We start from the raw sequence: 14,393 nt of genomic DNA on the forward strand, positions 1-14,393 counted from the left end.
CTCTCTAAATACCTCTTCAGAGTCATAGTCCATATCCCCGCCTTTTTTAACGAGTTTGTAAGGGAAGATTTTCTTTACATCTAATCCAAGATTCTTTGCAAGCCTCTTACCCAGTTCAATATAGATAAATGTGTCTGATTTATATCCCGGCTGGAGGTCAACGCACTTGGAATTGACAGACATCCTTCTCTCAGAACTTACATAAAAGCCTGACGCCTCACCCCATGAAACACCGGGAAATATAACATCTGCATAAAAGTTATTCGGCGCATGGTGATAGAGTTCCTGAGCAATTGTGAATGTCCTTGTTATTGCAGGTCTTACGAGGGTTGCTGTGTCCGGCGGGTCAATGTGTGTTCCAAGCGTAAGCCATAGCGCATTGATTGCATCAGGTTTGCCTACCCTTGATGGATTTGCCCTTTCATACATGCCTAATCCAAGTCCGGGATTTTTCTGCTCAGCAGTTGCAGCAAGCCTTGCAGGATCAACACCCCAGAGTTCTGAAATAGCATCCCTGTGCTTTACATTCTCAATGCCCTGATTGAACGGCAGCCTTCCTGTGAGTCCGCCCATCATCCTCCTGCCGACTGCATTTGGCTGGCCTGTCATTGAAAATGGGCATGCCCCTGGTCTTCCTGTGTTGCCTGTTATGGCATGGAGGTTATAGATGCCGATTGTATTGTGCTGTCCATGCAGGTGCTGGTTGTATCCAATGCCCCAGAATGACACAACACCGCCGTAACCCCTTTGCCTGCCCTTCATTGATGCATCTGCCCATATATCAGCAATCTTTGCAATCAATTCAGGGTCAATATCTATGCCTCTTTTTGTCTTTGCCTCAGGTCCCCTTGGATTATAGTCAGCCTTTACACCCTGCAGATATTCCTTCCAGCCCTTTGCATTCTTTTCAAGCCAATCGTATGGAATAACCTGCTCATGCCTTGTCAGGATTTCATACGCAATTGCATTGTGTATTGCAAGGTCGCCGTTGATTGTTGGGAAATGGAATGAGTTATTTGGGTTGATTGCCTCATAACCCTTTACGCTAGGCGTCCTTCTTGGGTCAACAATCAGGGTTGGAATATCATCCCTTCTCTTTCTGTCTGCAACACGCCAGAAAAGAACAGGGTGTCCTTCCCTTGGGTTGTGCCCCCAGTGGGTTATGAAGTCCGCCTTGTCTATATCGCTGTATGAGCCTGCTGCCAAATCAGAACCCTGTGTTGCAAAATAGCCTGTAACAGCAGATGTCATGCACATCCTCGGGCTGCCTTCAATGGTTGTTGAGCCTATTACGCCCTTCATTATCTTGTTCTCAAGGTAGTTGTTCTCCGTAAACTGCTGTCCTGATGACCACATGCCAAGTGTATTAGGCCCGAACTTTTTGATTAACTCGGTCAGTTTATTTGCCGCAATGTCAAGCCCTTCTTCCCATGTAACACGGTTAAAGTGCTTGTCATCCATGCCGCCGGCTCCTTTTGTCTTTGAGACATTGCCGCTTATCGGGTCTGACATATCCTTTCTAACCAAAACAGGCTTCTTTGCCCATTCTGCAGGGAACCTGTCAACAAGCAGAGGCTCGTCTGCTGTAAGACCTTTTATGCACCGGAGCCCTTTATTTGTCGGATAATCCCTTCTCGGAATGATACCAACAATCTTGTTGCCTTCGACCTGGACAGTTGTTCCGCATCCAACACCGCAGTATGGACATGCAGCATAAAATGATTTCCTTTCAGCAGCATGGGCAATGCCTTTCTCTGCCTCATTAGCTGTTATAAATTCCTTTCCAAAAAGACCGCTTACTGCTGCTGCGCCTGTTGCTGCTGCTGACGCCTTTAAAAATGTCCTTCTTGTTAAACCCTTTTTTATCCTTCCTATACTCATTTTATATATCACCTCCTATTTTATTTATTTATTTCTTCTTAGGTCCTTCCATAAGCCATGGCTCAAGCCTTGATGCCGCGTTCTTGTCCCAAGTTCTAATGAATGCAACTATATTATTCAACTGATATGGCTCTAATTCTGCTACTGCATCATTATTACCCTGCAAGAATGACCTCATAACAGTTCCCTGACGGCCCCTTTTCATTGTCTGAAGGATAAAATCATCACTTGCTGCATCTAAAAATGACTGATTATTGAGGGCAGGACCAAACTCTGTGCCTTCACCCTTCTTGCCATGGCATGGCGTGCAAGTCCCTGCAAATAGTTCCTGACCTGCAGCAGGGTCGCCCCACACAGGATTAGGATTTAGCGTAATGGCTGGAACTTTCTGCCATGTCCTTAAAAATGCAATGACATCATCCACCTCTGAATCCTTTAGCCTTCCCTTCCACGCAATCATTGGTCTTCCCGGCCTGCCGTTTAAGATCGTGTACTTGAGAAAATCATCGCTTGCCATTGAAAGAAATGTCTGATTGTTCAACTGGTTGCCGATAAGATTTGAAACCTCTCCGCCGCCGCCCGAAAACCAACCCATTGGACCGCCCCTGCCCTGACCTTTATCGCCATGACAAGGAACGCAATTCTGGGCATACAACTTTGCGCCATTATCAGCACTGCTGCCTGCATAAGAGATGCCGCCTGCTATTATCAGCAGAAATGCAATTAGACCTCCTGCAAATAAGATTCCTTTCCAACTCTTTACTCTCATAATTCCTTTCACCTCCCTTGTGAATTAAAAAAAATTGTCCCTGCAATTAGTAAGCAGGGATTTGTAAAACTTAAAAATTGCACCTCCTTTCACCTTATTTAATTTAATCCAAAATTTGAACTCTGTTATTGATAAGAAAATAGGTTTTAAATAACAACATATAATACAGCAATAAATATGCCATAATTTATGGCTGTGAACAGATCAGCAATGTATGATAAATATCATAAATAAAATTAAGGCTGAAGGGTGAAAAGCATGCTTTTCACGGCTGAATAACAAGTAAGGTAAGGTTAAACAAAGGTAAAATATGGTGAATATTCACCAATGGTATGGCGGAAAATCACCAATTATGCTGCATCCCTTTGACCTTCTTCAACAGGCAGGTCAACTATTATTGTTGTGCCAAGACCTTCTGCACTCTCTATGGCAATCTTCCCCCCATGTTTTTCTATAATGCCGTGACTCACAGAAAGACCAAGTCCTGTGCCTTTCCCAACCTCTTTTGTTGTAAAGAATGGCTCAAACACCCTTTTTAGATTTACATCTGATATGCCAACGCCATTATCTTTAAAACCAACCTGTATAAACCCATTGTCTTTCTTCGTAAATATATCCATTGTCCCCCCTTTAGGCATTGCATCTATTGAATTCATCATAATATTTACAAGTGCCTGTTTAATATAGACATTGTCACCAAATACAGCATCATAGTGGTCTTCATAAGTCCTTTTTATTTCAATATTTGCATCTGCAAAAAGTTCTTTCAAAGAATATATTGAATCCTCAAGCACTTCTCTGACTAATACCCTTGTTCTGTGCAGAGGGTATCCATGTGAATATCCTTTTAACTGTCTGATTATTGTTTCAACTTTTTCAAAACTCTCAAGCACAAGATTTAAGTATTCAATCAACTGTTTTTTATTATCAGGCTCTTTTAATATGGAATTCACACAGTTCTCTATGCCATCCAGAGGATTATTGATTTCATGGGCAATGCCCGCAACAAATCTGCCGAGTGACGCCATCTTTTCAGATTGTATGATTTGTTCCTGTGCATCTTTTAACTTATTATATGCCACCTGCATTTCTTCTGTTCTCTGCTTTAACCCCTCTGCCATTTCATTAAAGACATAACCAAGTTCGCCAATCTCATCCCTTGACTTTATCCTAACCCTTGCCCCAAAATCGCCTTCTGACATATCCTTTGTTGCAGATACAAGTTTTTTAAGGGAATTGGTAAGAAAGATTCCGACAAATAAAGAGGCAATAATACTTATCATGATTTCGGCGCCAGCAATGAGAATACCCTGATTTCTTATCTTATGTATTGCAGTAATTGCGCTCTCAGGGGAAAACCCAATCCATACACGACCTATAAGTTTCTCGGCAATAATAACAGGATATGAAACATCAAACACATTGTCCTTTACCTTCAAAAAATCCACATCCTCTGCAAATGTGCCCCTCATACCCACCCTTTTCTTGTCTGTATGTGCAATAATAATGCCTTCAGGCGTCTCTACCACTGCATACACTACATCCTCGCCGCCTGACACCTGATTTACATATTCCTGTAATGAGCCTAAATCCATTGTTAGAAGGGCGTTCGTAGATGTAGTGGCAAAGAGTTCAACGGTTGTCCTTGCCCTTGCCATCATCCTATCCCGCATAGTGGCAGTATTGGTCCTCACATTATTCACCACCATGACAGTGAGCATAATCACTTCTATCAAGACAACAGATAGGACAAGTTTATATCTAAGGGAAAACGTAAACATCTGGCTATAGGCTATAGGCTATAGGCTATAGGCTATAAGTTTTAGGTTTTTCATATCACCCATTGCCCATTACCTATTGCCTGTCTTATTCACCTCCATCTGAATTCCTGTGCATAAGGCATGCCATCTTTTGAATACTCATCAGCAAGTTTACGCACAACATCATAGTCCCTGTCATCTGCTGACTCAAAACCGTTCCTGCCAAGGGCTTCAAGAACCTTTTTCCCTTCAGTGGTAGATTTATCAAGCGCCATGAGCGCATTTTTAATCTTCAAAACTGCGGATTGAGAAACCCTTGGATGATATGCAAAAGGCATCTGCGGGTGCGGCGGTGTTTCGCCGATTATTATCAAATCATTCTTTATGTGTTCATCCATTGTTTGAAATTCATGGGGTATCGCTCCTGCCGCGTCAGCCATCCTTGTATAGACAGTCAAAATTGCAGAATCATGGGATGTGACAAAGAGCGGCTTCATATCCCTGTAATAATCAATGTTATACTTTTTCTCCAGCCACTTTCTTGTTTGAACAGCAGCAGCCCATGCAGTTGGATATGCAAATGCAATTGTCTTGCCTTTTAAGTTCTCTACTTTTTTTATTTCTGAGTCCCTTCTGACAAGGATTATGCCAGTAAACGGCTCCTCCGCCACCTTTGCAAATGCAGTGTAGCCTGCCTTGCTGTTGGCAACAATATATTGGAATGGATTTGAAAATGTTATATCGTATTCGCCCCTTTCCATTCTTTCCTGATAAATCTTAAAGTCTTTGGCAACAGCAAAGTCAATCTGAATGCCTGTTTTTCTTGTAAGATAATCTGCAAGGGGTATGAACATCTCCGCTGTTTTTGACGGGCTTTGAAAAGGGACAACGCCAAGAATAATGCGGTCTTGGGAAAAGGCAGGTGATAGGTAATAGGCGATGGGCAATAGGAAAAAGGTGAAAAATAAAAAGATTTTGAAAATCTTATGTCCCATGCTTTTATTGATAGCAAACTGTATGCCAAAAAAGCAGGCAATAGGCAATGGACCATAGATTATAGGTTTTGCCCATAGCCTCTAACCCATTACCTATTGCCTGCTTTGATATTCCTGTATCGGCTTAACATCCATGCCTTGTTTTATCAATGTTTCAATACCCATGCTTGCTGCCTTTGCGCCTGATATGGTTGTAAAATAAGGAACACCATACACAAGGGCAGACCTCCTTATGGAGTATGAATCTTTAACTGCTTTTACGCCGAATGATGTATTTATAACCATCGCTATCTCGCCGCTTTTGATTTTATCTACTATATGAGGTCTTCCCTCTCCTACCTTATATATAAACTCAATATCAATACCATTTTCTTTCAAATATTTTCCTGTGCCGCTTGTAGCAATAATCTCAAAGCCCATCTCGCACAGCCGTTTTACCGCTGATACAACCTCCTTCTTATCTTCATCCTTTACACTTATAAACACCCTACCCTTTAACGGCAGTTTTGTCCCAGCTGCAATCTGAGCCTTTGCAAACGCCCTGCCAAAATCCCTGTCAATCCCCATAACCTCGCCTGTTGACTTCATCTCTGGACCAAGGATCGTATCAACACCCGGGAATTTTATAAACGGAAAGACGGACTCCTTCACTGATGTGTGCTGCGGCACAATCTCAGATGTAAATCCAAGTTCCTTTAATGTCTTGCCGAGCATTGACTTTGCTGCAATCTTTGCCAAAGGCTTTCCTATTGCCTTACTTACAAACGGCACTGTCCGTGAGGCGCGCGGATTAACTTCCAAAACATATATTTCATAACCTGCATTTCTGACTTCTGACTTTTTAACTGCAAACTGGCAATTCATCAGACCGATAACATTCAATTCCTTTGCCAATGCGATGGTCTGCTTCCTTATATCGTCAATAACCTTTTGATTAAGTGAGTAGGGTGGTATGGAGCAGGCAGAATCGCCTGAATGTATACCTGCCTCCTCAATATGTTCCATTATACCGCCTATAACCACATCCATGCCATCGCTTACGCAGTCAACATCAACCTCTGTTGCATTATCAAGAAACTTGTCTATCAAAACAGGGTGTTCTGGCGATGCCTCTACTGCCCTTGTCATATAATCTTTAAGGGTTTCCTCTGTATAAACAGTTTCCATTGCCCTTCCGCCTAAGACATAAGAAGGTCTTACCATAACAGGATAACCGATTTTATCCGCAACCTTGACCGCTTCATCTATTGAGCGGGCAATGCCGCTTTCAGGTCTTTGGAGATTAAGTTTTGTAAGCAGCTTATCAAATCGCTCTCTATCCTCTGCGATGTCAATGGAATCAGGCGATGTGCCGAGGATTTTTACTCCCGCCTTTTCCAGAGGCACTGCAAGTTTCAGAGGCGTCTGACCTCCGAACTGAACGATCACGCCGAATGGTTTTTCCTTTTCAATAATGTTCATCACATCTTCAAAGGTGAGCGGTTCAAAATATAGTCTGTCTGATGTATCGTAATCAGTTGAGACCGTCTCAGGGTTGCAGTTCACCATGATACTCTCTATGCCATCTTCCTTTAATGCAAATGATGCGTGAACACAGCAGTAGTCAAACTCTATTCCCTGTCCGATTCTATTCGGCCCGCCGCCAAGGATAATAACCTTTTTACGATTTGTCGGATTTGCCTCGCAGTCAGATTTTATACTCCTGACTTCTGACTTCTGACTTCTGACTTTATAATATGGTTTTTCATATGTTGAATACAGATACGGCGTAAACGCCTCGAATTCTGCGCCGCAGGTATCAACTGTTTTATAGACAGGCAGTATTCCTGCATCTATTCTCGTTTTTCTTATTTCAGATTCGCTTTTATTTAAAAGAAGCGCCAATCGTTTATCAGAAAAACCGAGTTCTTTTGCCTGCCGTAATAAATCGGAGGCAAGAGGCAAGGGGCAAGAGGCAAGATTTTTTTCTTGCTTCTGACTTCTGACTTCTGATTTCTGACTTCTGATCTCCTCCTCAAACTCCACAGTCTCCCTCACATTATTCAAAAACCATCTATCTATTTTTGACAACTCAAATATCTCATCAACAGTCATGCCGATTCGCAGCGCGTCCGCAATATGCCAAAGCCTCCTGCCTCGCCGACGGATTTCATCTGTGTTGTAAGGGTTGCATCTGCCTGCGGAAATTTTTCAAATGTAAACCTCGGAATTTTTGTAACAACATAATCAATGGTCGGCTCAAAACATGCAGGGGTCTTTTTTGTTATATCATTTGGAATCTCATCAAGCGTGTAGCCGACAGCCAATTTTGCGGCGATTTTGGCAATTGGAAAACCTGTTGCCTTGCTTGCAAGCGCAGACGAGCGGGAGACCCTTGGGTTCATCTCAATCACATACACCCTGCCGTTATCAGGATTTACAGAAAACTGTATATTTGAGCCGCCTGTATCAACGCCGATTTCCCTTATAATCTTTAGCGCAGCGTCCCTCATGATTTGATATTCCTTGTCAGTCAAGGTCTGTGCGGGTGCAACGGTTATGGAATCGCCTGTATGGACACCCATCGGGTCAAAATTTTCAATTGAGCAGATAATCACAACATTGTCTTTGGTATCCCTCATCACCTCCAGTTCATATTCCTTCCAGCCTATTACAGATTCTTCAATGAGGATTTCGCTATACGGGCTTGCATCCAGTCCATACTGAACTATGTCCTTAAATTCCTCACTGTTATAAGCAATGCCTCCGCCTGTGCCTCCAAGGGTAAAGGATGGCCGGATGATAGCGGGATAATCCATGGTCTCCATTATACTCATTGCATCTGTGAGCGTCTTTGCATAACCGCTTCTCGGCACATTTAGACCAATCCTCTCCATTGCCTCTTTGAATAATTCCCTGTCCTCAGCCTTTTTAATTGCAGGTAGTTTTGCGCCAATCAGTTCAACATTATATTTATCAAGGGCGCCTGATTCTGCAAGGGCAACAGCAGTATTCAGGGCGGTCTGTCCGCCCATAGTCGGCAACAACGCATCAGGTCTTTCTCTTTTAATGATTTTTTCAACAATCTCAGGAGTAATCGGCTCAATATATGTCCTGTCCGCAAGTTCTGGATCTGTCATAATTGTCGCAGGGTTTGAGTTGATAAGAATGACCTTATAACCCTCTTCTTTTAACGCCTTGCAAGCCTGCGTGCCTGAATAGTCAAACTCGCATGCCTGACCTATGACAATAGGACCAGCGCCGATGATTAAAATCTTTTTTATGTCAGTTCTTTTAGGCAAAAAATGCTCCGCTTGATTTCTATTTGGTCATAACTTCTTATTAATCTCGTTGTCTGTAAGTGTAACCTTGTCATTTTCTAAACCTTTGGAGTGTGTGAACTCTAAAGCTGGTAAGTATTGATACTTCCAAGTATCGTGTGTCTTGAAAAAAGTGATTGCATCCAGAGAGAGCTTTTCTACTTCTTCATATCGCCTTTACATCATTTTCGTTGAACGGTCGACCATTGTGAGAGATTTTCACTCGTTGCTGATTCATTCTTATCTCAAATGTACCCGACTCTGTCACGTCTAAGCCTGAATCCTCTGCATTCTGGATAAGTTCGAGGATGAATCCAGAACTGCGTGTAAACACGACCTGAGAAATTAACCGTAGAGCGTTAACGTAATCGTCCCAAATGTGAGTTCCTCTGGCATCCTCAATTTCCTGCCGGATGTTATCGACTACTTCTTTAGCATGGGTAATTGTATTGAATGTTGTATCCATAAATTCTCTGATCGCAAATAACGACCTAAATCAGCGACGGCGTTTTACGCCGTCCGCTGTATTGATTTGTTATACGGCTTCTTTAATTTCAATATCTTAGCCTGTGATGATTCTAATATAGAATCGCGCAGAAAAGAACTCGCCTCTAATATCTCTATGCCGATTAATTCACCACTTTCATTCAATTCGGCTGTAATATTTGGGCTTAATTCAACGCTATCTGATTCTCTTTCGTCAGAGATGACTATATGCAAAATATCTTCCTCTTTAAAATATGCCATTTTTGTTTTATCCATATATAAACCTCCCTGTTTTAAGTCGGAACTTAATTTGTTGTCGTATAGTTGCGTGAATTGTGATTGGTGTTATTTCGTTTTCATGTTTCTCATATGGAATTATAACCAGTATATCATCATGTTTGCCTACTACAATTAATCGTTTGGTTGCTGTATCAAGGTATTTTTCTGCTGAATGCCTCAATATATTTTCAATCTTTGAAAATTCAAATCCCCTTAATTTTGCTCTATGTTTCATATAGTCAGTCCATATAATTACAGATTCTTCAGGGATTCCCACATCTCCTCCAATCTTCTATTTTTATTATTGCCGTATAACGCGGGGCTTTATCCGCATCCGCTGGAACGATTTGTTAGCAGAATTCTTATTATTGTCTAGTACTCGCATTCAATATCGTCAGACCAACGATATTCTTCCCATCTTTCCGTATCAATATATCATCGTCCGTTTCAATCGTTGTAGTAGCTCGCTGAGGTTTGCGGAAACTCATATAGAGCACATCTGCATCCTTATCGTAGTCCAACCACACATGTTGCGTTGGTAATTTCAGCATGTCGGTCGCTACTGCAACACAGTTACTGATGAAATCCACTGTTCTCTTGGTTGTTACTGTCGCCATACTATTTCTCCTTTTGGTTTAGTATCAAGCAAATAAGCAGTAATCACAAATCCAGCATTCTTTGACAGTTCTCTGTAGACCACTACCAGCCACTTTCTCCTTCCGATGTTTCTCGTAGCCTTCAGAGTCCCCTGGTTTCCACGAACAACAATATCCGGTTTCCCTACAGTATCAAGTACCTCATAGAAGCAGCTTGCCAAATCATCGTGATTTTCGACAATATGGTACCATCTTTTATAAGTTAGTCGTATTGGCACACCATTTACCGAATAAGTAACTTCCATTCATATCTCCAATACCGCTAACGATAAAGCTCAGTTGCGGCGTACTCACCGTCCCCTTTTCCACTCGCCGTCAACTGCAGCAATTGGTTAGGCTTTTAATAGATAACTGTCCTTTATTTTTTATTCAATTAATGGACTCAATCTATCTTTAATTGCCTTCTCTATTTTATCGACATTATCTGTATTGTTAAATTTAATCTTATAATAATTGGCAATTTTCTTTAAGGTAGAATTGTCCATTTCTCTTAAAACCTTATTAGTTTTAAGAGCATACAAGACATAAAGTTTTTTATTTTGCTGGACATCTTCTATGTGAACAAGGGGAGACAAATTCCCATATAACCACGCATCTTCAGGATTAAACAAACTCTTCAGCGAATAAAGATACGAATATTTATAAAAATTTTCTAATGAGACAACAATTCCATTTGGGTGTTTTTTTGTCCTAAAAGAAGCGTTCTTTTTTAAGGAATTAAAATCTCTAAATGTCCAATAATACAACCCAATAGGAGAGTCTGTTATATCATTTTTTCGTGGGGGATATTTGTCAATATAACCATCGGTTGTTTTATATTTAGATAAAATAAATTTCTTGTCATTATTTAATATGTCAAATTGAAACTGTCTAATATATTCAAATGTCATTCCTGAAGGATTTTTTTCATAAAGAGCCACCAATATTGGGAATTTCCCTGTTCCTGTTCCAGAAAACAACGCACTGGAAAATATCTCTCCTCTTATTATTTTGTAGTTATCCTTAAAATCTTTTAATCTCTTAAAATTAGTCTCTTTTATCAAGTAGGATAACGGATGTAACACGCAAACAACATCAGATTTAAGTTTATCATACGATTTCAGGAACGAAACCCCTAAATCTCTATCAAACAAATCTTCATCACATATATTCTGTCCCTTCTCCCCATTCTTAAATTCTGATGTTGTATCATTATATGGTGGATTACCTATCATGATTAAAAAAGCAGAAGAAGAAATAGAATATTTCCCCCTACTGACATCCTTTAAGGAATTTGTATGAAAAATATTTCGTTGGTCAAAATGTTGTTTGAGAAAGTTATAAGCGTCTAAATCACAATCTGCTATCCGATAATCACACTGTTTGATACCAAATAAAAATGCTCCACAGCCCCCTGCACTATCAAAAAGGATGACATCTTTTTTCTTGTTTTCTAAGTAAGGCTTTATAAATTCATGAACCAGTTTAACAAGTTTTTCAGGAGTATAGTAACTACCTAATTGGATTCTTTCGATTTTTGGTAAATGTTCTGCTAAATGGACTTGCATAATTATCACCTATCACCTAAATTGAGCGATTTATTATCTCATAATGCCACTGAGACAGGCGGGACGCCTGTCCTACGGGTTTGAATGTCTAACCATTCAAGTAGGACAGCCGTCTCGGCTGTCCTTGATTTGTCAAAAGAATCGCTCAATTTAGGTATCAATAATTTCAAGAAGTGTTTCAAGGATTTTGATAATATCGTGATTGTGTCGCTTGGATGCCATCCCAAACACTTTCATCATATCTATAAAATTCAAAACATTAGTTTTGTTAATAACATACACAAGTTTATCGCCAGAAACAGATGATTTGCCAAAAAGGTCTGATGAATTCTTAAATGCTTTCAATGGGACACAAAAATAAACCATCGGCTGAACACCAGAAGCATATTGTTGCTTTTGAATAGATACTTCTATTTGTGTTTCATCCAGAGTTTCAATCATAAAAAGTGTCGGCAACTTAATACTCGTTTCTTCAAAATTTATCCCGTTTATAGTAATTTGTGAATGGTGTTCGACGGTTATGGTTTTTTCATCTATAAAACTTTTATAACTCCCTATTTCATTGAGTAAGTTCTCAACTTCTTTTTTAGTGATAAATTCTAATTCCATAGCCTTATAAAATATTTCCGACAATTCATAAGGATATTTTGTTTTCCCGTTACTCCCAACAAAATGTTTACTTGTTAATTTTGTTTCTTTTTTACCATCTTCAACTTCCTTAACAGGAACATCATAACCTATTTGCCATTCTAAGTATGTTTGATCATCAAAAGGACATTCTCTTGTCGAAAAGATTTCACCAAAATCTAATCTATTTTTTCTTTTCTTGAATCTGAATTTACCGGCATTAGTTGCAGGTATGGTTAATAAAATACTGTTTTCTTTAATTGTCCAATCCATTTTTATCTCCTTATTTCAATCTTAATATTATCCGATTCTTTTATAATTAACCCAAATGTCTTTGGACTCTTTCAAGAGCGATTTTATAATACTTTTCTTCAATTTCAAAACCAATAAATCTTCTATTAAGTTGAAGACATGCCACAGCAGTGCTTCCACTCCCTATAAAAGGATCCAAAATTAAATCATTTTCTTTTGTCCACATTTTTAAAATTTCTTTTATAAAGTGTTTGGGTTTCGGTGTTGGATGATCTATATATCCTTCATCAGGTTCAATCATTTTTCCATGAGTATCTACAAATATATCTTTATTCCAATGAATAATTTTAGGACTTCCCTTCTTAAAGATAAAGCAAGACATAAATTTCGTGTCCCCTATGGGAGATTTAACCCTTCCTTCAGGACAATATAAAACGATCTGCCAGAAATAATTAAATGGATTGTTCTTGAATAATTGTGGTAGAAATTTTGTACTAAAAAATGTAATAAAGAAACTGTTGTCTTTTAAAACTCTATCGCATTCTGGCAGAACATTATAAAAAAGACTTAAATCAGTATCATTTCGGACACCATCTTTATTTAATCCGTAAGGTGGGTCAGTAATTATCGCATCTATGGAATTATCTGGAATTAACTTTATCAGTTCCAAACAATCTCCACAGATTATTTTATTGACGAAATCTTCTGGATATTTAAGATTTCCATTAAATTTATTTGTCCTTAATATCATTTTCATCTTAAACAATCCTTAAACCGCAATGTTTGTCACTCCACGGCACTCTGTCTTATTAGTCTTGGTTGTTATCTTACGCCTGAGTAATCTCTTACGCTTGTAGGCCTAACACCAGAAATCACCTGCTTTTTCCCAGAGCGAAGCAGCGGGAAAAAGTCAGGTGGATTGATTTGTTATATATTCTTTGTATTTGCTTTGCCATAGATAAACATAGGAATGTCATCTTGAACTACTAAATAACCCTCTTCCCAATCATCAGGAAGATTCATCTCAAATGGTCTAAAGCGATCATATTCTTTTTTAAATACTTCAACAGGCAAATCTACTGTTTCCCATGCGTAATTGCACCACCAACGTACTGGATTATTTGAATTGTTTTCTTTTTTGATAACTATAGCTTCAGCTGGGTTGAGATTCTTACCTTTTTCAATAGCTATAATTTTAGGCATGGTATTTTACCTTTTTCAATTTTATTCCTTGTATATAACATTCATTTTTATACTTATTCTACATTCGGCGATAAAATACAATGGAAATATTATAAAGTCAAGAGAAGTTTAGAAAAATATATTGAAAAGCGAGTTGTTATTATATATAATATTTAAAATTTAAATATTATAATGATTCGGTATAATTTAGGAGTTTGTTATATTAAGTGAGTTTAAAGAATATTTGCTTCAGCAGGGCAAGGTAAAGGCAAATCAAATCCCCTACTACTTAAAGTGGATAGGAAACTGCTATGCCTTTTTTCATGTTTCTGATTCAACCTTGCTGAACAGCGACCAGAAGAAACAGTTTTTGACATACACGGCAAAAAATCATGAGGATTGGCAGGTGAATCAGGCTGATACTGCGTTAAGGCTTTACAATTATTTTCTTTCCGAAAAACTTAAGACATCAATTCCAACAAATATGGCGCAGGAGAATTGGATCACGATTGAGGAAAAACTGCGTGAGGCATTGAGGCTGCGGCACAGGTCATACTCCACCGAAAAAACTTACCTCACATGGGCGCGCAGTTTTCATGCCTTTATAAATAACAAAGAACCTGCTGACCTTGAAGGTAGAGATATTCAGGATTTTCTGAG

14 protein-coding genes and 1 pseudogene are annotated in these 14,393 nt (G+C 39.4%); 1 reads left to right on the forward strand and 14 read right to left on the reverse strand.

All coding sequences use genetic code 11. From position 1 onward, the window contains the following. The 14 genes and pseudogenes from HZC45_07800 to HZC45_07865 form a co-directional block, all read right to left on the reverse strand. The coding region (locus HZC45_07800; GenBank protein MBI5683051.1) for a molybdopterin-dependent oxidoreductase at positions 1–1,881 on the reverse strand (1,881 nt) is incomplete at its 3' end. A gap of 28 nt (positions 1,882–1,909) precedes the next feature. After that, on the reverse strand, positions 1,910–2,650 hold the full coding sequence (locus HZC45_07805) for a c-type cytochrome (protein ID MBI5683052.1): 741 nt from the start codon (positions 2,648–2,650) through the stop codon (positions 1,910–1,912). Between the two features lie 350 nt (positions 2,651–3,000). Beyond that, the gene (locus HZC45_07810) at positions 3,001–4,431 is read right to left on the reverse strand and encodes a HAMP domain-containing protein (GenBank protein MBI5683053.1); all 1,431 of its coding nucleotides are present in this window, start codon (positions 4,429–4,431) and stop codon (positions 3,001–3,003) included. An 89-nt stretch (positions 4,432–4,520) separates the two neighbouring features. Next, positions 4,521–5,405, reverse strand: coding sequence for a phosphate/phosphite/phosphonate ABC transporter substrate-binding protein (locus HZC45_07815; protein MBI5683054.1), 885 nt, complete (start codon positions 5,403–5,405; stop codon positions 4,521–4,523). 93 nt (positions 5,406–5,498) lie between these two features. Beyond that, positions 5,499–8,686, reverse strand: a pseudogene (gene carB, locus HZC45_07820) (carbamoyl-phosphate synthase large subunit). A 184-nt stretch (positions 8,687–8,870) separates the two neighbouring features. Then, positions 8,871–9,170, reverse strand: a complete 300-nt coding sequence (locus HZC45_07825) for a hypothetical protein (protein MBI5683055.1) — start codon at positions 9,168–9,170, stop codon at positions 8,871–8,873. A 44-nt stretch (positions 9,171–9,214) separates the two neighbouring features. Beyond that, complete coding sequence (locus HZC45_07830) at positions 9,215–9,466, reverse strand: DUF2283 domain-containing protein (GenBank protein MBI5683056.1); 252 nt, start codon at positions 9,464–9,466, stop codon at positions 9,215–9,217. Further along, positions 9,459–9,704, reverse strand: a complete 246-nt coding sequence (locus tag HZC45_07835) for a hypothetical protein (GenBank protein ID MBI5683057.1) — start codon at positions 9,702–9,704, stop codon at positions 9,459–9,461. Before HZC45_07835 ends, HZC45_07830 begins: the two co-directional genes overlap by 8 nt. A gap of 130 nt (positions 9,705–9,834) precedes the next feature. Next, positions 9,835–10,020, reverse strand: coding sequence for a DUF2283 domain-containing protein (locus tag HZC45_07840; protein ID MBI5683058.1), 186 nt, complete (start codon positions 10,018–10,020; stop codon positions 9,835–9,837). Positions 10,021–10,073: 53 nt separating this feature from the next. Then, positions 10,074–10,370: a hypothetical protein gene (locus HZC45_07845; GenBank protein ID MBI5683059.1), complete on the reverse strand. Its 297-nt coding sequence runs from the start codon at positions 10,368–10,370 to the stop codon at positions 10,074–10,076. Between the two features lie 120 nt (positions 10,371–10,490). Further along, a complete protein-coding gene (locus HZC45_07850; protein MBI5683060.1) occupies positions 10,491–11,672 on the reverse strand; it encodes an Eco57I restriction-modification methylase domain-containing protein in 1,182 nt (393 codons plus the stop codon). 150 nt (positions 11,673–11,822) lie between these two features. Then, positions 11,823–12,572 (reverse strand): R.Pab1 family restriction endonuclease, encoded by a 750-nt coding sequence (locus HZC45_07855; protein MBI5683061.1) that lies wholly within the window; start codon positions 12,570–12,572, stop codon positions 11,823–11,825. 46 nt (positions 12,573–12,618) lie between these two features. Continuing rightward, a complete protein-coding gene (locus tag HZC45_07860; protein ID MBI5683062.1) occupies positions 12,619–13,308 on the reverse strand; it encodes a hypothetical protein in 690 nt (229 codons plus the stop codon). A 170-nt stretch (positions 13,309–13,478) separates the two neighbouring features. Further along, positions 13,479–13,754, reverse strand: a complete 276-nt coding sequence (locus tag HZC45_07865) for a hypothetical protein (protein MBI5683063.1) — start codon at positions 13,752–13,754, stop codon at positions 13,479–13,481. Between the two features lie 223 nt (positions 13,755–13,977). Between HZC45_07865 and HZC45_07870 the strand changes: the two genes are divergently transcribed. Further along, the coding region (locus HZC45_07870) for a phage integrase N-terminal SAM-like domain-containing protein (protein MBI5683064.1) at positions 13,978–14,393 on the forward strand (416 nt) is incomplete at its 3' end.

This window comes from Deltaproteobacteria bacterium (assembly GCA_016223005.1).
Taxonomy (GTDB): Bacteria; Desulfobacterota; GWC2-55-46; order UBA9637; family GWC2-42-11; genus JACRPW01.

Coding starts and splice junctions, on each gene's coding strand:
- HZC45_07805 (MBI5683052.1), bottom strand. CDS start 2,650: ATGAGAGTAAAGAGTTGGAAAGGAATCTTATTTGCAGGAGGTCTAATT.
- HZC45_07810 (MBI5683053.1), bottom strand. CDS start 4,431: ATGTTTACGTTTTCCCTTAGATATAAACTTGTCCTATCTGTTGTCTTG.
- HZC45_07815 (MBI5683054.1), bottom strand. CDS start 5,405: ATGGGACATAAGATTTTCAAAATCTTTTTATTTTTCACCTTTTTCCTA.
- HZC45_07825 (MBI5683055.1), bottom strand. CDS start 9,170: ATGGATACAACATTCAATACAATTACCCATGCTAAAGAAGTAGTCGAT.
- HZC45_07830 (MBI5683056.1), bottom strand. CDS start 9,466: ATGGATAAAACAAAAATGGCATATTTTAAAGAGGAAGATATTTTGCAT.
- HZC45_07835 (MBI5683057.1), bottom strand. CDS start 9,704: ATGAAACATAGAGCAAAATTAAGGGGATTTGAATTTTCAAAGATTGAA.
- HZC45_07840 (MBI5683058.1), bottom strand. CDS start 10,020: ATGCTGAAATTACCAACGCAACATGTGTGGTTGGACTACGATAAGGAT.
- HZC45_07845 (MBI5683059.1), bottom strand. CDS start 10,370: ATGGAAGTTACTTATTCGGTAAATGGTGTGCCAATACGACTAACTTAT.
- HZC45_07850 (MBI5683060.1), bottom strand. CDS start 11,672: ATGCAAGTCCATTTAGCAGAACATTTACCAAAAATCGAAAGAATCCAA.
- HZC45_07855 (MBI5683061.1), bottom strand. CDS start 12,572: ATGGATTGGACAATTAAAGAAAACAGTATTTTATTAACCATACCTGCA.
- HZC45_07860 (MBI5683062.1), bottom strand. CDS start 13,308: ATGAAAATGATATTAAGGACAAATAAATTTAATGGAAATCTTAAATAT.
- HZC45_07865 (MBI5683063.1), bottom strand. CDS start 13,754: ATGCCTAAAATTATAGCTATTGAAAAAGGTAAGAATCTCAACCCAGCT.